22 protein-coding genes, 1 tRNA gene and 1 pseudogene are annotated in these 18,640 nt (G+C 41.9%); 10 read left to right on the top strand and 14 right to left on the bottom strand.

Annotated elements, in window-relative coordinates; all coding sequences use genetic code 11:
- Nucleotides 1–16: 16 nt before the first annotated feature.
- From K1X76_01375 to K1X76_01360, 4 genes are read left to right on the top strand one after another with little or no spacing between them, the layout of a single operon-like run.
- A complete protein-coding gene (locus K1X76_01375; GenBank protein MBX7147709.1) occupies nucleotides 17–328 on the top strand; it encodes a hypothetical protein in 312 nt (103 codons plus the stop codon).
- On the top strand, nucleotides 328–2,157 hold the full coding sequence (locus tag K1X76_01370) for a bifunctional DNA primase/polymerase (protein ID MBX7147708.1): 1,830 nt from the start codon (nucleotides 328–330) through the stop codon (nucleotides 2,155–2,157). The genes K1X76_01375 and K1X76_01370 overlap by 1 nt, the downstream gene beginning before the upstream one ends.
- Complete coding sequence (locus tag K1X76_01365) at nucleotides 2,138–2,359, top strand: helix-turn-helix domain-containing protein (protein ID MBX7147707.1); 222 nt, start codon at nucleotides 2,138–2,140, stop codon at nucleotides 2,357–2,359. The genes K1X76_01370 and K1X76_01365 overlap by 20 nt, the downstream gene beginning before the upstream one ends.
- Nucleotides 2,349–3,461, top strand: a complete 1,113-nt coding sequence (locus K1X76_01360; protein ID MBX7147706.1) for a site-specific integrase — start codon at nucleotides 2,349–2,351, stop codon at nucleotides 3,459–3,461. The genes K1X76_01365 and K1X76_01360 overlap by 11 nt, the downstream gene beginning before the upstream one ends.
- A 90-nt stretch (nucleotides 3,462–3,551) precedes the next feature.
- Here the strand turns inward: K1X76_01360 and K1X76_01355 are convergent.
- The 4 genes from K1X76_01355 to K1X76_01340 form a co-directional block, all read right to left on the bottom strand.
- Nucleotides 3,552–3,624 (bottom strand) — tRNA-Gly (locus tag K1X76_01355).
- A 224-nt stretch (nucleotides 3,625–3,848) separates the two neighbouring features.
- The gene (locus K1X76_01350) at nucleotides 3,849–4,700 is read right to left on the bottom strand and encodes a phosphodiester glycosidase family protein (protein MBX7147705.1); all 852 of its coding nucleotides are present in this window, start codon (nucleotides 4,698–4,700) and stop codon (nucleotides 3,849–3,851) included.
- A 175-nt stretch (nucleotides 4,701–4,875) separates the two neighbouring features.
- Entirely contained in the window at nucleotides 4,876–5,700 is an 825-nt protein-coding gene (locus K1X76_01345; protein ID MBX7147704.1) for a hypothetical protein, read from the bottom strand.
- Between the two features lie 81 nt (nucleotides 5,701–5,781).
- Nucleotides 5,782–5,979 (bottom strand): hypothetical protein, encoded by a 198-nt coding sequence (locus tag K1X76_01340; protein ID MBX7147703.1) that lies wholly within the window; start codon nucleotides 5,977–5,979, stop codon nucleotides 5,782–5,784.
- 157 nt (nucleotides 5,980–6,136) lie between these two features.
- On the opposite strand from K1X76_01340, the gene K1X76_01335 reads away from it, so the two are divergent.
- Nucleotides 6,137–8,449 carry a transglycosylase domain-containing protein gene (locus K1X76_01335; protein ID MBX7147702.1) on the top strand — a complete coding sequence of 771 codons (2,313 nt, stop codon included), beginning with the start codon at nucleotides 6,137–6,139 and terminating at the stop codon, nucleotides 8,447–8,449.
- 6 nt (nucleotides 8,450–8,455) lie between these two features.
- Here K1X76_01335 and K1X76_01330 read toward each other — a convergent pair whose 3' ends face one another.
- Nucleotides 8,456–8,659, bottom strand: a complete 204-nt coding sequence (locus K1X76_01330) for a hypothetical protein (protein ID MBX7147701.1) — start codon at nucleotides 8,657–8,659, stop codon at nucleotides 8,456–8,458.
- A 188-nt stretch (nucleotides 8,660–8,847) separates the two neighbouring features.
- Here K1X76_01330 and K1X76_01325 point away from each other — a divergent pair, with 188 nt between their 5' ends.
- The 3 genes and pseudogenes from K1X76_01325 (at nucleotide 8,848) to K1X76_01315 (ending at nucleotide 9,845) form a co-directional block, all read left to right on the top strand.
- The gene (locus K1X76_01325) at nucleotides 8,848–9,291 is read left to right on the top strand and encodes a hypothetical protein (GenBank protein ID MBX7147700.1); all 444 of its coding nucleotides are present in this window, start codon (nucleotides 8,848–8,850) and stop codon (nucleotides 9,289–9,291) included.
- Between the two features lie 49 nt (nucleotides 9,292–9,340).
- A pseudogene (locus tag K1X76_01320) lies at nucleotides 9,341–9,636 on the top strand (BrnT family toxin).
- Entirely contained in the window at nucleotides 9,633–9,845 is a 213-nt protein-coding gene (locus K1X76_01315) for a BrnA antitoxin family protein (protein MBX7147699.1), read from the top strand. The pseudogene K1X76_01320 and the gene K1X76_01315 overlap by 4 nt, the downstream one beginning before the upstream one ends.
- Here the strand turns inward: K1X76_01315 and K1X76_01310 are convergent, their stop codons facing one another.
- Genes K1X76_01310 through K1X76_01270 form a run of 9 tightly spaced genes read right to left on the bottom strand, consistent with a single transcriptional unit; the run spans nucleotide 9,846 to nucleotide 16,229 of the window.
- On the bottom strand, nucleotides 9,846–10,277 hold the full coding sequence (locus tag K1X76_01310; protein MBX7147698.1) for a PaaI family thioesterase: 432 nt from the start codon (nucleotides 10,275–10,277) through the stop codon (nucleotides 9,846–9,848).
- Nucleotides 10,278–10,287: 10 nt separating this feature from the next.
- Entirely contained in the window at nucleotides 10,288–10,539 is a 252-nt protein-coding gene (locus K1X76_01305; protein ID MBX7147697.1) for a hypothetical protein, read from the bottom strand.
- Nucleotides 10,540–10,549: 10 nt separating this feature from the next.
- Nucleotides 10,550–10,795, bottom strand: a complete 246-nt coding sequence (gene atpC / locus K1X76_01300) for an ATP synthase F1 subunit epsilon (GenBank protein MBX7147696.1) — start codon at nucleotides 10,793–10,795, stop codon at nucleotides 10,550–10,552.
- 20 nt (nucleotides 10,796–10,815) lie between these two features.
- Nucleotides 10,816–12,231: a F0F1 ATP synthase subunit beta gene (atpD, locus tag K1X76_01295; protein MBX7147695.1), complete on the bottom strand. Its 1,416-nt coding sequence runs from the start codon at nucleotides 12,229–12,231 to the stop codon at nucleotides 10,816–10,818.
- Nucleotides 12,232–12,268: 37 nt separating this feature from the next.
- The gene (gene atpG / locus K1X76_01290; protein MBX7147694.1) at nucleotides 12,269–13,147 is read right to left on the bottom strand and encodes an ATP synthase F1 subunit gamma; all 879 of its coding nucleotides are present in this window, start codon (nucleotides 13,145–13,147) and stop codon (nucleotides 12,269–12,271) included.
- 16 nt (nucleotides 13,148–13,163) lie between these two features.
- The gene (gene atpA / locus K1X76_01285; protein MBX7147693.1) at nucleotides 13,164–14,672 is read right to left on the bottom strand and encodes a F0F1 ATP synthase subunit alpha; all 1,509 of its coding nucleotides are present in this window, start codon (nucleotides 14,670–14,672) and stop codon (nucleotides 13,164–13,166) included.
- Nucleotides 14,673–14,689: 17 nt separating this feature from the next.
- Nucleotides 14,690–15,241 carry an ATP synthase F1 subunit delta gene (gene atpH, locus K1X76_01280; GenBank protein ID MBX7147692.1) on the bottom strand — a complete coding sequence of 184 codons (552 nt, stop codon included), beginning with the start codon at nucleotides 15,239–15,241 and terminating at the stop codon, nucleotides 14,690–14,692.
- Nucleotides 15,238–15,798, bottom strand: a complete 561-nt coding sequence (locus K1X76_01275; protein ID MBX7147691.1) for an ATP synthase F0 subunit B — start codon at nucleotides 15,796–15,798, stop codon at nucleotides 15,238–15,240. The genes atpH and K1X76_01275 overlap by 4 nt, the downstream gene beginning before the upstream one ends.
- Nucleotides 15,795–16,229 carry an ATP synthase F0 subunit B gene (locus tag K1X76_01270; protein ID MBX7147690.1) on the bottom strand — a complete coding sequence of 145 codons (435 nt, stop codon included), beginning with the start codon at nucleotides 16,227–16,229 and terminating at the stop codon, nucleotides 15,795–15,797. The genes K1X76_01275 and K1X76_01270 overlap by 4 nt, the downstream gene beginning before the upstream one ends.
- A gap of 202 nt (nucleotides 16,230–16,431) precedes the next feature.
- Between K1X76_01270 and K1X76_01265 the strand changes: the two genes are divergently transcribed.
- Nucleotides 16,432–17,673 (top strand): sodium:proton antiporter, encoded by a 1,242-nt coding sequence (locus K1X76_01265; GenBank protein ID MBX7147689.1) that lies wholly within the window; start codon nucleotides 16,432–16,434, stop codon nucleotides 17,671–17,673.
- Nucleotides 17,660–18,598, top strand: a complete 939-nt coding sequence (locus tag K1X76_01260) for a peptidyl-prolyl cis-trans isomerase (GenBank protein ID MBX7147688.1) — start codon at nucleotides 17,660–17,662, stop codon at nucleotides 18,596–18,598. Before K1X76_01265 ends, K1X76_01260 begins: the two co-directional genes overlap by 14 nt.
- The last annotated feature ends 42 nt before the right edge of the window (nucleotides 18,599–18,640 follow it).

Here is an 18,640-nt window from a genome sequence, read left to right as displayed (position 1 = left end):
TCCTTATGGTGGTGGCATGAAAACTTACAAATTATCTCGTAGTGTGATCCGTGTTCTTAGACTACACCCCAGTCCCCAGTATAAGATCGCTCTCCAAGCCGGTATTCATCCAAACACCCTCAGCAAGCTCATTCATGGCGCACTGCCCATTCAAAAAAATGATCCACGCGTGATTCGCCTTGGGGCTGTATTAGGCCTCTCATCTAAGAATTTGTTGGAGGCACAGCGAGAGGAGACTCTTTTAGCTAGGATTAATGAAGGAAGCCCCGGCGACGATCGCTACGACCTAGCAGAAGACGAACTTTTCAAAAAGAACGGTGGGTTTTAATGAAAACGGAAAACAAAAAGCTCGCAGCTGCACTTGAATATCAAAAAAGAGGATGGCCTGTTTTTCCACTTCATAACCCGCAAAATGGAGGCGGATGTTCATGTGGGAATAAAGAATGTAAAAGCGTAGGCAAGCATCCTCGAACCACACACGGGTTTAATGATGCCACTACGGAACCAGATCAAATTGAAAAATGGTGGAATGCTTGTCCAGACGCAAACATTGGAATATGCACAGGCGCAAAATCCGGCTTAGTAGTTATTGATATTGATCCGAGGCATGGAGGAGATACCAATCTTCTTGAACTTGAAAGGAAGCACGGAAAATTACCGGAAACTGTGGAAAGCCTTACGGGAGGTGGTGGTAGACATATTCTATTCCAGTATCCAGTAAGAAAAATTAAAACTAACGCTGGTGAACTAGGTAAAGGGATCGATATCAGAGCTGATGGTGGTTACATTGTGGCTCCTCCCAGTACGCATGTGACCGGGAAATCATACGAGTGGGAGATATGCCACCAGCCTGAAGACATTTCACTCGCCCCTTTACCTCCCTGGATTGAATCTCATGGCGACGATGTAAAACAAGATACTCATTCAAAAAGTTGGATTGTTGATGCCCTAAACAATTTAGGTGAAGGCAATCGGAACGAGACATTTACAAAGCTCGCGGGGAGACTCAACCATGATGGGTATACGCCAGAAGAAATAATAAATCTTTTACAGCCTCATGCTCATGAGGTTGGTTTCGATCAAAAGGAATTAAAAAATCTGGTAGTAGGTCTTTGCAATAGATACCCAAAAGTAAAAGGGGTGCTCCCGACACCAAATCTTATAAAACTTACCTCCCTCAAAGAACTAATGGCCGAACCGGAGGAAGTATTCGATTACTTAATTGAAGGGTTATTACCAAAAGGTGGGCTCTCTTTAATTGTAGCAAAACCAAAAACTGGTAAATCTACGCTTTCACGTCAAATAGCTCTGGCAGTGGCCAGAGGCAAAGATTGCTTGGGCCGAAAAGTCCAGCGAGGTTCTGTAATATACTTAGCTTTAGAGGAACGTAGAGCGGATTTTAAAAATCATTTTAAGGCTATGGGTGCCCTAGAGGATGAGAATATTTTAGCGTTTATTGGAATGGCTCCCAGTGATTGTATAATTCAGTTACGTGCTATTGCTGAAACAAAAAAACCCGCACTCATTATTGTAGATACCCTGGCAAGAATAACTAAAATTAAAGACCTTAATGATTATTCTCAAACAGTTTCCGGACTTGACCCTTTATTAGGTATTGCGAGGGAGGTTGGCGCTCATGTCATGCTCCTTCATCATGCAAAAAAAGGAGAGGGAAAAGGTATTGATATGGCCCTAGGTTCCACAGCTTTGACGGGAGGGGTAGACACTATCATTTGTCTTAATAGAACGGAGGAATACCGTACTATCGCCACAATACAACGAGACGGAAACGATATTCCAGAAACTATATTAAGTTTCGATCCTATTACTAAAATAACCTCTTTAGCAGGTACTCGAGAGGAAGAAGAACTAAAGCGGATGGAAAGAGCAATTTTAGAATTCCTTTATCCTCTAACAGAACCAATACCAGAAACAGAGATACATCAAAATATTGAAGGCAAACGGCCTGTTCGCCAAAAGGCGCTTAGAAAATTGGTTCAAGAAAACAAAGTGATACGAATAGGTGAAGGGAAAAAAGGGAAGCCGTACTTTTATTCTGGTAATACTGGTTTCCTAGTTCCTTTTATAGAGGAAGAACCAGAAAACCAGAATTCTTGGGACGAAAAGGAGCTTGCAAATGAAGAAACTGAGGAATAACCAGCAACCAGCAGCAATGCTCTTTGATAATCCATTATGGGATATAAACAAAACTGCCGCTATGCTCTCAGTTTCCGTGAGCACTCTCCGGGACTGGGTCTATAAACGGCAGATTCCTTTCAAGAAAGTCGGGAACCTCGTGCGGTTTGATCCTTCCGAAATCCAGAAATGGATTGAGGAAAGGAACCATTATGGCCATTGAAGTCATCAGGCTTAAAAAGGGTGCTGTCTATAAGGCAGTCCTTTATAAAAACCGTCACAGAATCAGCCGCTGTTTTGATCGTAAATACGATGCTCAACAGTGGCTAGACCAGCAACACACCCTCCATCAGTATGGTTATCAGGCAAAGATAACCTTTTTCGAGGCGTGCCGTATCTGGCTTGAAAATCATGCCCAGACTCGTAAGTCTCCACGATGTGCCGAATATGACCGAAGGATGATTGATAACTCCTTTAAGCCTTATTTTGGCGATGTGGAGCTTGGGAAAGTAAGCCCTTACAAAGTGGAGGGCTATATTGCTCAACTCCTCTCTACGGGAATTAAGAAAGCCACGGTAAATCGGTATCTCCAAACTTTAAGAGCTCTTTTAAACTACTTTGTAAAAAAGAGGCACTTATTGGTTAATCCGGTTTCTTTAGTCGGTCTTTTTCCTGAAGAAGATGCGAGCTACGATTATCTGAGCTATGAAGAAGCAGATCAGTTCCTCACATATGCCGAAGTAAAACACCAAAAGGATAAACGATGGATTTACCTTCTTTATCTTTTGGCTATTAATACGGGCATGCGTTGGGGCGAGATTGCCGCTCTACAATGGGATCGAGTTGATTTTAAAAATCAACGGATCACCATTTCGCGGAGCTACTGCGATGTATCAAAGCAGATACGCGAGACTACCAAAGGACGAAAAATAAGATACGTGGGTATTAATTCTTCCCTAATGCCAGAACTTAAGGCTCATTATGAGCGGTCCGATCAGAAGCAAGGCCTAGTATTTGTATTAAATGGCCGGGTCTTAGACCCCAAAAACTTCAAGCGGGATCGTTTTGAAAAAGACTTAAGAGAAGCAGAGGTAAAAAGAATTCGATTCCACGACTTACGACACTCGTTCGCCTCTCATTTCATGATGAAAGGTGGGAACCTTTATGATCTCCAAAAATTGATGGGACATAGCGATATCAGCACGACTGAACGCTACGCTCATCTATCACCGGAGTCACTGGTCTTACGGACAGAACTAGTCGCTGTTCATGGCGGGAAAAATAACGTCATTGATCTTAGCGAAAAACGTCGTCAACAAGCTTAAAAAAACCGACTGCACCCAAAATTCACCCATAAATGGCTGTAAAAAGAAAAAAAGCACTCAACAGTTAAGCTAAGTGCCTGAAATTCTTTGAGCGGGAAACGAGGCTCGAACTCGCGACCCTCAGCTTGGGAAGCTTGTGCTCTACCAACTGAGCTATTCCCGCACATTACTAAAATCTAAAAGACGGGTTATCCCGATTTATCGGGGTTCCCGCATTGGTACGTAAATCAAAATTAGTACTTTTTACTCGATTGTGCAACCAACTGCCAGCCAGAGGCTGGTCCGCCTTTGGCGGAAGCTACTTCCGCATAAGTACAACGAATCATCACTTACACGATTAGATTTTGGAAGGCAACCTGAAGGTTTCTGGCAACAACGCCCCTGTCTTTATTGGTTCACAATAAACAGTGAGGGCATTTTATTGGGGGATTTATTTGCGCTCCAGCCTATCAGTTTTTCAATAGTTCCATCCGCTTTTCTTTGCGCCATTTGAAGTGACGGGCCACCATCTAAATTAACAGCATGGAGGGCGCCCATTTTAACCAGTAAGTCGCCAAATTGCGCCAGAGTAATAGGTGTGCCGGTTGCTACAATTGATACACTGCCATCTATATTGGCCACCAAGGCACTGCGGGTAGCTTCACGGGGGTCGGGGTTTTTGTCCTCTTTACCATCAGCCACCAAAATAACATTGCTCTGCACAATAAGCCGATAATCTTCTATGCTGGTGCATTGAGCTTGTTGGCACACTTGGTGAGATGAAGCCTCGTATTTAAAATCATTTTTTCTTATTAACGATGCATGACCGGCCATATCAAACATTAAATATCCACCGGATGTGTAGTGATCATTGGTGGGGGCAATCACTCTGCCTTGCTGAGCACCGGGTTTAAAAAATAAAAAAGCATCTGTCCAACGGGCTACCGGGCTACCACCTTCACCAAAATACATACCCCCTGCAACCACCTGAGCCGAGGCAAAATCGGCCATGGCTAATACTTCGTCGGCACTTCCCCCTAAAGGATTGGCAAAAATACCATTCAGCTTGCCTTGTAGCTCGGCGCCTGTAAAACCTTTTTCTTTTAAATAGGCTCTTTTGGCATTGATATCCACCACGGCCAACTTGTCGATTGTGGTGGTAACAGAAACCACATGCGCCCGTTCGGCAGGCCATAGTACATGACCAGCGGCATCAACCCGCGCAGGAATTTCCATTGTTGTTAATTGAACCTTGCCCATAAAAAACCCAGGGGGGTATCGGCTTATCTATGAAAAAGTTGCTTAATATGTCATCCATCGCAACCCTTGGGGTCAGGATGCGTCATCATACAAGCGAAATAGAATACACCAGAACTAGTATGATGACGCATCCTGACCCCATTGATTGGCACAAGGCTTACAAAATTACAAAAACTTACTCTATTTTTGTAATTTCACTATAACACGCTTCAAGATTAGCACTGCTGCCATCGCAGCTCAGAATACAATCAACATTTTCACGCGTTTTATAACCACAGGCACTTTCAAAAATTTGTTTTGCAACAGGTGTCCCTGTTACATCAATTTCCCAAATGATTACCGATTGTTCTTCACCGCTAAATGCCAACACATAACGATAATCACCCACCCACTTCCCTGCCACATGGCCCAATCTGCCGTCGTCGGATATGGTAGTATTAATTAAAAAATGTGGCCACGCCAAAAAGCGGTTGGCACGATAATAAACATGAATAACCTGAGAACCAAAACCAAATGGCTCTCCAATATTGTGTACACTCACTATCCATTGTGTATCTTTGGTTTCAATTGCAAAACGTGGGTACCGGTACCTTTTCCAATGACCAAGGAATAAAGAATCATTAAAACTTATCATAAGAAAAATTAAAGCGGCATTGATAAGCACAAAAATTACAAGTGATGAAAAAACAAGTCCCCTGAGAAGCTTTTTAAGCTTATCCACGCGAAACCAGCCAGCAATCAAACAAAAAACAAAACACATGTCTATAACCAAAACACAAGGCCACAAAACATCATCCAATGCTAAAATTAACAAGTGAGACGACCTTTTGGGAAAAACTAAAAACAGTTTACTAACCAGTAAAAATAAACTGACGACACCCGCCAATAAAGACCAACGATTAAAAATTTTTTTACGGTATAAAATAAAAGCTAAAATGGGTGCGTACAAAATCCAAAAAGCTGATAAACAAATAATTAAAATTTTAAGTGATTCTTCCATGCGACACTCTCTCAACCCTTATTTTGTAATCGGGGTCAACTCTTGAAACTTGAAATTATCACAAAACGTACACCCGAGGTTTTAACTACTACAGCTAACACGGCTGCATACACCGTTACTGCACGATTCACAGTATGTAATACCATTATCATCCACACAGGTGCGCCATATTGTGCCGTCTGGCTGGGGAGCATCCGCACAACTTGGTGTAGCCCATAATTTAAAAGGGATAATCAAGACTGAAACAAATAAACAAAAGGCCAATATTAAATTTCTCATAAAAACCTTTCTGGAATTTTTTGATAAAAATTAACTTTGGGATGATAGACAATACAATATTTCCTGGCACCAAGCTATACAAACGCAAATATCATAACAAAACAAGCATCCAAATTTTTGCTTTTCATTTCTTTTTTTTAGAGGTCTAATATCTGACATGCGCAAAATTAGCGTCATTATATTAGTACTTTTTCTGGGTACTATTTCGAAAGGCTTTGCCTACGACTATAACACCCCACTCTACCAAACGGGGTCTGCAGAGGCTCTCGAGCAAGCTATTGAAATTATTAAGAAAAGCAATCAGGAAACGCCCCAAATTCCTTCCGGAAAAGACTTAAAACCAGGAAAAAAGGATTCGCGAGTGTCACTTCTACGTAAACGCCTGGTTCTCAGTGGTGATTTAAGCCCAGATGCCGCCGACAGCAAAAGCGATACTTTCGATAAAGAAACTGTGGAAGCCCTGATCCAGTTTCAACGCCGCCACGGTATTTACGATAACGGTATTTTAGGGCCCGAAAGTTTGGGGGCTCTTAACACAAGCCTGGACGAACAGATTTCCAAAGCTCAGTATAATCTGGACCGCATCCGTACTTTATCATCCAAACTTTCGGGTCGTTATATTTTGGTCAATATTCCCGATTATCGCCTTCAGGTGGTGGATAACGGAAACGTGGTGCTCACCATGAAAGTTGTGGCGGGCCGCAACGAACGTCCTTCCCCAACACTTGATTCATCCATCACGCATCTTATTTTAAACCCCGAATGGCGCGTTCCTGCATCGATTGCCGTTAAAGACAAATTACCTCTCATTCAAAAAGACCCCGATTTTTTAAACAAAAATGACTATAAGGTTTACAACAAAGACGAAGACGAAAATGGGAATCTGATTCCTGTCGATCCTTCATCGGTAGACTGGCAAAATGTAAGCACGGAAAATTTTCCGTATTTATTAGTGCAAGGCCCGGGCGATTTAAACCCATTGGGACATATTAAATTTATGTTCCCCAATAATAACGATGTGTATCTGCACGATACTCCCGATAAAGATTTTTTTAATTATCCATCGCGCAATTTTAGCTCGGGTTGTATCCGTCTTGAAAAACCCTTCGTGTTAGCCCAGTATCTCTTAAGCGATAATCCACAGTGGGACGAATATGCTATCGAAGAAACACTTAAAAGTGATACTCCCAAAGTGGCTAGTCTTAAAACTCCTATCCCTGTTCACATTGCTTATATTACCGCTTGGGCTGGCAATAATAACCAAATCGAATTTCGTCCCGATGTGTATAAATATGATAATGTCTCTGTAGCAAAAACAACCGAAGAAGCACCACCAGCCAAATTACTCGACTCACTATTCACCACAAGTTTGGATAGTCTGCCGCTTGGGAAACTAAAATATATCTTACCTTCCTTTATTCAAATTACACCCGAAAGCACTCTTAATGGCTCTCTTAAATGGAATGTTGAAAGTTTATCGTTGATGAGTGTGGATACCGACATGACCATTACCGGCGTACGCATTCAGCACCCTGGCTTAGCGTCTCGTCCTGTGATGATTCCCGATTTATCGTTAAGAGGCACCATTACATGGGATAGAGATGAAAATTCCATCTCCTTTACTAATGTAGCGGTAGGTCGCAACAATGTATGGGTAAATGCTACAGGGCGTATTGTTCATAACACATCCAAAATAGTTGATTTACATCTCTCGCTGGCCGATTCATCTATTCAAGACGTGCTTGATGCATTACCAGCAGATTTGATTCCAAAATTAAAAGGCACACAGGTAGCGGGCACTATTGGTTTTGATACAGTTTTTTATGCCGATTCACATCATCCCGAAGCAACACGCTTTGAACCGGGCATCCGTATTAACAACTATGCACTCCTCCAAGAACCGGCCAATTTAAGTGTGAAGAATTTAAAATACGATTTTATGTACTCGGCCAAACAAAAAGGAGTTGTGGTGCGCCAGATGGATGTATCTCCCAGCAATCCCAATTTTGTACCTTTAAATGATTTGGGAAGCGAAACCCGCCAAGCTATTTTAAAAGCTGAAGATATCAATTTTTTTAGCCACAGCGGTTTTAATTTAGAGGCCATACGCCAGGCTATTGTAAGGAATGTGGGAGCGCAAGGTTATGTGCGCGGTGGTTCCACCATTACCCAGCAACTCGCCAAAAATCTTTTCTTAAGCGGCGAAAGAACTTTATCACGCAAGATACAAGAAGCCATGATCACTTACGCTATGGAACAAGAGCTTACAAAAGAAAGAATGTTTGAGATTTATACCAATATTATTGAATGGGGAGTAAACGTTTATGGTGTGGCCGAGGCCAGCGACCATTATTTTTCAAAATCTCCGGCTACACTCACAAAAGCCGAAGCCACACAAATGGCATCCATTATTCCCAATCCGCAAAAGCGCGATTTCATCCAAAATACCTCATCATTTTCGGCCCGTTAACCTGGCCTATAGTGGCACCAGCGCTTCATGTATAAAAATTACCTTTTGCGCTCTACCACCACAATATCCATCATCCGTATTTTTTGGAGGCAATGGAGTGGTGTGAACTTGTTGCAGCGCAACACCTGCCATCTCTTGTATATCGCCAGCCAAAAGACGGGTATTTACAGCTAAAGACAAAAGAATGAAAAATAAAATGCCCCATTTCATGATTAATGTAGTGTAACAATCAATGAGTCTCATCTACAGTCCGAAAATGAAACTTGATAGTCCGATTGTGAGACTCTCTTTTTTACCAATTCCTTTATTTTCAAATACTTATCATTTACTACAACTTGGCATCCCCCTTGCTTTATCACCCCTCCAAGAAGTTCATTTATTAACTTTAAGGAGAGTGTATGAAAAAAATTATTGTTTTGTTGGTGTTCATTTTACTGGCTTCTCTAAGAGCCCAAGCGGGCATTTTGGAGGCAGGTTCTAAAGTGTTTTTGGCCCCCATGGCTAATGGGATGGATAAATTTGTAGCGGCCGAAATTTTAAAACAAAAATTACCGATTACCATCACTACCGACGAAAACCAGGCCCAATACGTGCTCACAGGCAGCACGGTAGATAAAGGCAGCAATCACAAATGGTACGATGTGATGTTTGGCAGCGCCGGCATGCGCGATTCGGTTCAGGCTAGTTTCATGCTGGTTAGAAAAGCTGACAAATCCATCGTATGGGCTGGCAACGCCGGCGACCGCTCGTTTTGGTTTGGAGCCTTAAAACGCGGTGGCGAACGCAAAGCCGCCATTCGCCTAGTACGCAATATGAAAAGCCAGTTGTTTAAGAAAGGTTAATTTTTTGTGATTTTAAGTATGGTATATAATGTAATTATAGTGTATATATATGAGAGAAATAATTCAATTTGAATGGGATCCTGTTAAGGCTAAAAATATCTGCTGAAACATGGAATTTCATTTAACGAGGCAAAAACCGTTTTTTATGACTCTCTTGGTAAATTAATTTCTGATCCCGATCATTCACAAGATGAAGAACGATATATTTTACTGGGAATGAGCAACACATTTAAAATTTTGGTAGTTTGTCATTGCTATCGCCACGACACTTCTACCATTAGAATTATTTCTGCAAGAAGAGCCAATAAGCAGGAAGCAAAAATTTATAGGGAAAGTACCTTATGAGAAAAAATTACGATTTTTCAAAAGCCACTAAAAATCCTTACGCTAAAAAACTAAAACAACAAATTAGCATTAGACTAGATGATGAAGTTATTCTCTATTTTAAAAATCTTGCCAAAGAAACGGGGATTAATTACCAAAGTTTGATTAATTATTATCTCCGCGACTGCATGGAAGCCAAAAAGAAAGTAAAATTGAGCTGGGATCATTAATTACTTTTTCTGTAACGCCTTACTCACCACATTAAACGTGCCCGTAGCCATAGCCACCGGTTGTTTTTGACCTTTTCGATAAAGGATAGCATGCACCACACAGAGCTTTTTACCTTTAAACATCACTTTAGGTTCACAAATAAGAGTGTCGCCTACATTAAGCGGGCTAAAGTAATTTACTTTGAGTTCTACCGTAGAGCAAAAATCCTCGGGGCCCATGGTTAAAAAAACCGCAGCACCACAGGCAAAATCAAAAAAGCCCGAAATAACACCACCATGAATGCGTCCGGCCGGTGAGAGATGTTTTTCTTTTAAATCAAGTTCCAATAACGCCGATTTTTTTTTGGGATTTACTTTTTGAACTTTATAGCCAAGCCACTGGCCATATTTGTCGGGGAGTTTGTAATTCTTAAGCGCAAATTCTTTGGCCATAGTGCATCCTTTATTTCTCTACTTTTATATACTTCTGTAAAAAAAGAACAAGGATAGAAACAAGAAAGAAGACCGCTGCCAAAAAACCGTAAACAAAAACAGACCCCTCATCCCAAACAACATTCACCTGAGGATCAAAATAACGGCCTTCGGAATTATAAGGGAGAAGAGCGCGTTCTAGAGAAGTAACGCACAAAATAATGGAGAGTAAAAAGAAAAAAACACTCGCGAGTTTAAGGAATATTTTTGCGGCTTTTTTCATGCAGAAAAAACTAAGCTGCCAAACCATCTACAAGTACTGTTACCTTGTTGGATTCTACCGTGAGCAAGCCGCCGGTAATGTTAAATTCTTTAGCTCCGTCGGCTTGTTTTACAATGAGCTTGCCTTCCTGAAGTGCCGTTAAATATTCGGTGTGCTGGGGTAAAATTCCCACTTCACCGGCTACAGACGGCGCAATTACTTCGCTGGCTTCTCCTTTTAAGAGAGCCTTGGACGGAGACAAAATTTCAATGGTCATGTTTGCCATTTTTTCCTTTATTACGCGGCCAACTTTTCAGCCTTTTGACGGGCTTCTTCGATGGTTCCTACTAAGTAAAAAGCCTGTTCAGGCAAATCATCATGCTTACCTTCCAAAATTTCCTTAAAGCCACGGATGGTGTCGGCAATTTTTACATACTTACCTTCCAGGCCCGTGAACTGAGCGGCCACAAAGAAAGGTTGCGACAAGAATTTTTGGATTTTACGGGCACGAGCCACCAGCATTTTGTCGTCTTCAGAAAGTTCGTCCATACCTAAAATGGCGATAATATCTTGAAGATCTTTATAACGCTGAAGGATCTGCTGAACCTGACGCGCAATTTTGTAATGTTCATCGCCTACTACTTGAGGGCTTAAGATACGCGAGGTAGAATCCAAAGGATCCACCGCGGGATAAATTCCCAATTCTGCAATTTGACGCGACAACACGGTTGTAGCATCCAAGTGAGCAAAGGTGGTTGCAGGAGCAGGATCGGTCAAATCGTCGGCAGGAACGTAGATGGCTTGCACCGAAGTAATAGAACCACGGGTGGTGGTGGTAATACGTTCTTGCAAGTTACCCATTTCGGTAGCCAAGGTAGGTTGGTAACCCACGGCCGAAGGAATACGACCCAAAAGAGCCGACACTTCCGAACCAGCCTGAGTGAAACGGAAAATGTTATCAACGAATAAAAGCACATCCTGACCTTCAACATCACGGAAATATTCGGATACAGTAAGAGCCGATAAAGCCACACGAGCACGAGCTCCAGGGGGTTCGTTCATCTGTCCGTAAACCAGAGCTGCTTTACTTAATACGCCCGAATCTTTCATTTCATGCCATAAATCGTTACCTTCACGGGTACGTTCGCCTACACCAGCGAAGATGGAGTACCCACCATGTTGCATGGCCACGTTGTTGATGAGTTCCATGATGAGAACGGTTTTACCTACACCCGCACCACCAAAGAGACCAATTTTACCACCACGAGAATAAGGAGCGAGTAAGTCCACTACTTTAATTCCGGTTTCAAACATCTGTACGTTCACATCTTGTTCGGTAAATTTGGGAGCGGCACGGTGAATGGGCAAAGTCTTTTTAGCATTTACAGGGCCCATTTCATCCACAGGCTGACCCACCACGTTGGTGATGCGTCCTAATACTTCAGGACCTACAGGCATCTGGATGGGAGAACCGGTATTTTTTACAGGCTGACCGCGAACCAAACCATCGGTGGTATCCATCGAGATACAACGCACGGTATTTTCACCCAAGTGCTGAGCCACTTCTACAATTAAGTTATCGGGCTGGTCATTAATACCAGGGTTGGTGAGCGTTAACGCTGTGTAAATAGCGGGCAAATCGCTGGAAGGGAATTGCACGTCCAACACAGGACCGATTACTTGAGTTACTTTTCCTAATTTATTGTCTGTCATAAAGACCTCGTTTCTGATTCATTAAAAAAATTATTTTTTACTTAATTGATTCTGCTCCGTTTACGATATCCATTAATTCTGTTGTGATGGCAGCCTGACGGGCACGGTTATACTGCAAGGTTAATTTACCCATCATATCGCGCGCATTGCGTGTGGCATTATCCATAGCCGTCATGCGGGCACCTAATTCGCTAGCTACCGATTCTAAATGAGCTTGATATAATTGTTGTGCTAAATAGCGAGGAAGAGCTTGTTCCAACACTTCTATCTTTCCTGGCTCATAAATATAATCTACCAAGTTATCACCTTGCGCATTATCGCCCTTAAAAGCATCTACAGAAATGGGCAGTAATTTTTCGATGGTTACAATTTGTGTTAACGCCGATTTAAACTGGTTAAAAGCAAAATAGTATTCGTCGTACTTGCCTTCGTTAAAACCAGCCACCATGCCTTGAGCCAATTTTTCGGCATCGGCAAAAGTAAAGCTATCGGCATATTCCAAATAAACATTACTTACATTACGCTTACGCGATGAATAAAAATCACGACCTTTTTTACCAATTACATCCACATCAATTTGTTCGCGCGTTCCCATATCTGTTTTGATGGCGTTTTCCAATTTACGAAGCAAATTGCTGTTAAAGCCGCCGCACAAACCACGATTACTGGTAAAAACCAGCACCGCAACTTTTTTGGGAGTTTCTTTGGCTACAAACAAAGGATGCGAAAAATCGGATGTTTTAAGAGCAATAGAGGCAATAATTTTTTTCATGCCCTTGGAATAAGGGCGTGACGCTTCCACAGCCTGAGAAGCACGGCGCAACTTTGCTGCTGCCACCATCTTCATGGCTTTTGTAATCTTCTGCGTATTTTTTACAGAAACAATACGCTTACGAATATTTTTTAATGAAGGCATATTTTTGTTATACCAATTAAATTACAAATAATTTCTTAAACTCATCCAAAGCTTGCTTTAAAGCTTTTACCACATCGTCATCGAGAGACTTTTTGGTAGCTAAAAGCTGAACCACATCGCTTCTTTTTGCTTCTAAATACGAAGTGAGCTCTTTTAAATAACGTTGCAAAGCCGATACAGGGTAGTCATCGACGTAACCGTTAGAAGCTGCAAAAATTTGAATAACTTGCATTTCCACTTTCATGGGTTCGTATTGGCCTTGTTTTAAAAGTTCCACCAAGCGTTCACCGCGGTTAAGCTGGGCCTGAGTAGCTTTATCGAGATCACTACCAAACTGGGCAAAAGCAGCCAATTCACGGTATTGAGCTAAATCTAAACGAAGCGTACCGGCAATTTTTTTCATGGCTTTAATTTGAGCCGAACCACCCACACGCGATACCGATAAACCTACGTTCACCGCAGGACGTACGCCCGAGTAAAACAAATCGGCTTCGAGGTAAATTTGACCATCGGTAATTGAAATCACGTTTGTAGGAATATACGCCGACACGTCACCCGCTTGAGTTTCGATGATGGGAAGAGCGGTGAGTGAACCTGCACCTTCTGCATCGGATAATTTAGCAGCGCGTTCAAGCAAACGAGAGTGGAGATAAAACACGTCGCCAGGATAAGCTTCGCGGCCGGGAGGACGACGGAGCAAGAGAGAAAGCTGACGGTAAGCCACAGCTTGCTTCGACAAATCATCATACACGATGAGTGCATGACGGCCGGTATCACGGAAATATTCAGCCATGGTGCAACCGGTAAACGGAGCAATAAACTGTAAGGGAGCCGGATCGGAAGCGTTAGCCACAACAATGGTGGTGTAATCCATAGCACCATGTTGTTTTAATTTTTCAACCACCTGAGCCACAGTAGATTGTTTTTGACCAATGGCCACGTAAAAACAGAAAACGTTTTGACCTTTTTGATTGATGATGGTGTCAACAGCCACAGCGGTTTTACCGGTTTGACGATCACCAATGATAAGTTCACGTTGTCCACGACCAATAGGAATCATGGCGTCGATCGCTTTAATACCAGTTTGCATGGGTTCATGAACCGATTTTCTTTTAACAATACCAGGAGCTTTAATATCGATACGACGATTTTCTTTAGCAGCAATAGGACCCATGCCGTCTACAGCCTGACCCAACGCATTTACCACACGGCCAATAAGCGCTTCACCCACAGGAACTTCGGCAATGCGGCCTGTACGTTTTACAATGTCACCTTCGCGAATGGTAACGTCACTTCCCATGATGGCCACACCCACATCACCTTCTTCAAGGTTTAAGGCCATGCCGTTGATGCTGCCAGGGAATTCCAAAAGTTCGCCGGCCATTACTTTATCTAAACCGTGGATACGGGCAATACCGTCACCCACCGAGATAACAGTACCTACTTCGGCACGGTCAATCACTTTATCGTAATCTTTAATTTGTTTTTTTAAGATATCACTAATTTCATCGGCTCTAATTTGCATATTTTTTTCCTTCTATTTTAACTAAACACTTCTTTGCGTAAATTTTCGGTTAATTTATTGAGTTGCGACTTGATGGTGGCATCATAAATTTCGCCACCCAAATACACCTTAATACCACCTAAAACTTCTTCTTTAATATCTTTAATGATGGATACCTGCTTGCCGGTAACACCACTTAATAAACCAGCCAATTCGTTATATTGAGCATCGGTTAAAGCAGCGGCCGTTGTAACACGAGCTTCCATTTTGCCGGCATGCTCCAACACCAAAGCTTTAAACGAATCACGAATTTGAGGAAACAAAGTAAGGCGACCTTTTTTAATGAGTAATTTTAAAAAATTAACAACTTCGGCAGTAGCTCCAACTTTAAGTGCAATTTCTTCGGCCACTTTAATACGAGCGTTAATGTCGATAAAACGATTGGAAAGTGTAGCCAACAAATCGTGCTGCACACCAAAAGCATCGGCCACTTTTAATACAAGACTCAGCACGGCTTCAGGTGTGGACGTTTCGAGCGACACATCAAAGAGCGCCTTAGCATAACGACGGGCTATCGATAATTCAATCATGCCATCTCCTTTATGCGGCCCACATAGCTTTGATACAAACGGGCATTATCGGCATCGTTTAATTCTTGTTTAATTCCTTTTTCGGCCAGTTCTTTAGCTAAAACAATAGCAGTTTCACGCAATTCTTCTTTGGCCTTTTTAAGTTCAAGCCCTGCTACTTTTTGTACATCGTCACGCATTTTTTGTGCAGCTATCACAGCTTCTTCCATAATTTTTTTAGATTCAGCATTGGCCGAATCGATGTAGCTGGCATGAATTTCGGTAGATTCTTTTTCGAGGTTTTCAATTTTTTTGCGAATAGCACGGTTATTTTGCGACGCTTCGTCAAATACGCGACGGGAACCTTCGATAGATTCACGGATAGCCAAAGAACGGGCTTTAAAATATTCAATGGCCGGCTTTTTAATGGCCCACACCAAAACAAATACTAAAATAAAAAAGTTGATACATTTATACAGATAATCTTGCCACATGTTGCCATGGGCTTCGTGCTCGCTAGCCCACACGCTAGACGTTTGAATTAACAAAAAGGTGATGAGGGGTAAAATGCGCTTCATGCAACCTTTCTTTCAAGTAAACGGGCCACAATATCGCGTGAAAGTTCCTGTACATGCTGGCGCATTTGGAGAGTGGCTTCCTTCATTGCATGATTAATATCGCCACGCATGCCTTCCAAGGTTTTTTCAGCTTCGGCACGAGCGGCATCCACAATTTTATGTTGTTTGTCACGGGCTTCGGTTACCAAACGTTCGCGTTCTTTAGAACCTTTGGCACGCACTTCTGCAATATGTGTTTCGTACTGAATTAATAAACGTGCTGTTTCTTCATTTAATGATGTAACGGTATCTTTAAGCTTATCGGTTTGACCGTGACGAGCTTCCAAAATTTTGAGTGTAGGTTGAAACACCAAGGCATTAAGAGCAAAAAGAACCACAACAAAGATGCCTAACATGTAAAAAAATGTGAAATCAGGAGTAAGGTTAATCATGGATTTCTTAAACCCTAAAAAGGGCTATTTCTGACCAAATAAATTGCTGCAAAATGGGCATCAATTTGACTTGTCAAACTCTAAAAAGAACCCGCGAGTACCATACGCCCATACCCCTGTCAAGCCAGAATGAATGGGTATTCATGTCTCTTTTTATTTTATTCTATACAAGGCAAAAAACTTAAATTATGAAGCAACTTATATGGAAACATTTTCTTTTTCGCCCCTATGGGTTATCCCCTTTGTGCTCATTTTACTCTGCATTGCTATCTTGCCGCTGGCAGCGCCTCATTTTTGGGAGAATAACAAGAATAAAGCCTTGATTTCATTAGGAATATCATCGCCTGTTTTAGTTTTGCTCTTGTTTGAAAAGCCGCATTTACTCATGCACAGTTTAAATGAATATGTCTCGTTTATCATTTTACTGGGCTCTCTTTTTGTGATTGCCGGAGGTATTTTGCTCACAGGCGACCTAGAAGCAAAGCCCATCACCAATACCCTTTTTTTAGCACTAGGATCGGTACTGGCCAGTATCATTGGCACTACCGGCGCCAGCATGCTGCTTATTCGTCCGTTGCTTAAAACCAATTCCGAAAGGCATCACACGCATCACCTGCCTATCTTTTTTATTTTTTTAGTGAGTAATGTGGGAGGACTTTTAACACCTATTGGTGATCCACCACTGTTTTTGGGCTTTTTAAGAGGGGTTCCATTTTTTTGGACACTAAAAATGCTGCCCGAGTGGGCTGTGGCTACCGTCACTCTTCTCACCATCTTTTTTATTTGGGATACCCTGGCCTATAAAAAGGAAACTAAAAAAGATATTAAGCGCGACAAAACACACATTGTTCCCCTTAAACTGGAAGGCAAACTTAATTTTTTATGGTTAGCAGGTGTGTTGGGATGCGTATTTTTAGACAGCCCATTAAGAGAAGCTGGCATGTTATTTTTTGCTCTACTCTCGCATTTTCGTACAAAAATTCATATCCGCACCAAAAATCATTTTAGTTTTGGTCCCATCATTGAAGTGGCAGTTTTGTTTATTGGCATTTTTATTGCTATGGTACCAGCACTTGAATTGCTCAGAATCAACGGAGCGTCTCTTGGCATTAACTCACCGCACCAGTTTTTTTGGGCTTCGGGAATATTATCAAGCTTTCTCGATAACGCGCCTACCTATCTTACTTTTTTTACCTTGGGGCAATCGCTTGCACAAAGCACCGATGTGCTTGTTGCCGGTGTACCCGAAACCATTTTAAAAGCCATCAGCATGGGTTCGGTAACCATGGGAGCTATGACTTACATTGGTAACGGCCCCAATTTTATGGTTAAAGCCATTGCCGATAGTACCGGGCTTAAAACACCTTCATTTTTTGGATATATGTTGTACTCCATAACTATTCTGCTGCCTTTACTTGTATTGGCTTGCTATGCGTTTATCTAAAAAAATATTGATTGTGTGCTTGATGCTTTTGGCATCGTGCCTTACCCGCAAAGAGGGCCCGCGTCCCGCCGAGGTATTAGCCCTGGTAAACGGCCATTCTATTACAGCCGAAGATTTACGTGTACGGCTTGAATTAGAAAAACCTAAAGTAGGCGAAGAAGCTTTTAACAATGAAGACAGCTTCAATACCCTTAAAGAAACAATATTGGCCAAAGCCATTAAAAACCGTGTGATTACCGACTGGGGCAAGGCAAACAACATTTGGCTTACCGATGAAGAAAAAGCCCTAAGCACCCAACAACTTAAAAAAGGTTACACAGACCGCGAATTTGAGGCTTTTTTTGAAGAACAAAATATTTCTTATGCTTTATGGCGCGAAGTAACCGAGGAAAATTTGTGGGTACGCAAAATTGTACAACAAGCCGTTTACGACAACATTAAAATTACCAATCAGGAAATTGCCGATTACTACAAAGATCATTTAAAAGAAATGAAGGAACCCGAAAGTGTAAAAGTGCGTCATTTAGTAACCAACACCAAAGAAAAAGCCGACGATATTCGCAAAAAACTAGTAGCCGGCGAAAATTTTGCAAAAATGGCCATTTTACATTCGCTCTCGCCCGATCGCGCGGAAGGCGGTGAACTGGATTATTTTATAAGGGGAACCCATCCCAAAGAATTTGATGAGGCCTGTTTTAAACTGGCACCTGGCGAATTAAGTCCTGTAATTAAGAGCCCTTATGGGTATCACATTTTTAAGCTTATTGATAAACGCCCCGAACACACAAAAACTTTGGACGAAGTAAAAAACCGTATTGCCGCCGAAATACGGACAAGCCGTATGAAAGAAGAAGAAGAAAAATGGTACGCTTCGGTAATGGCGGCATCCCAGGTAACGTTAGTGGATAACCTCAATAAAAAATAATTGTTTTATTGAGCTAAAAATTCTACCGTAGGCTTCATTATA

This window comes from bacterium, assembly GCA_019695305.1.
GTDB lineage: Bacteria > UBA10199 > UBA10199 > UBA10199 > JAIBAG01 > JAIBAG01.
Note: the sequence above shows the minus strand (reverse complement) of the source record. Positions and strands in the feature narration are given on the sequence as shown.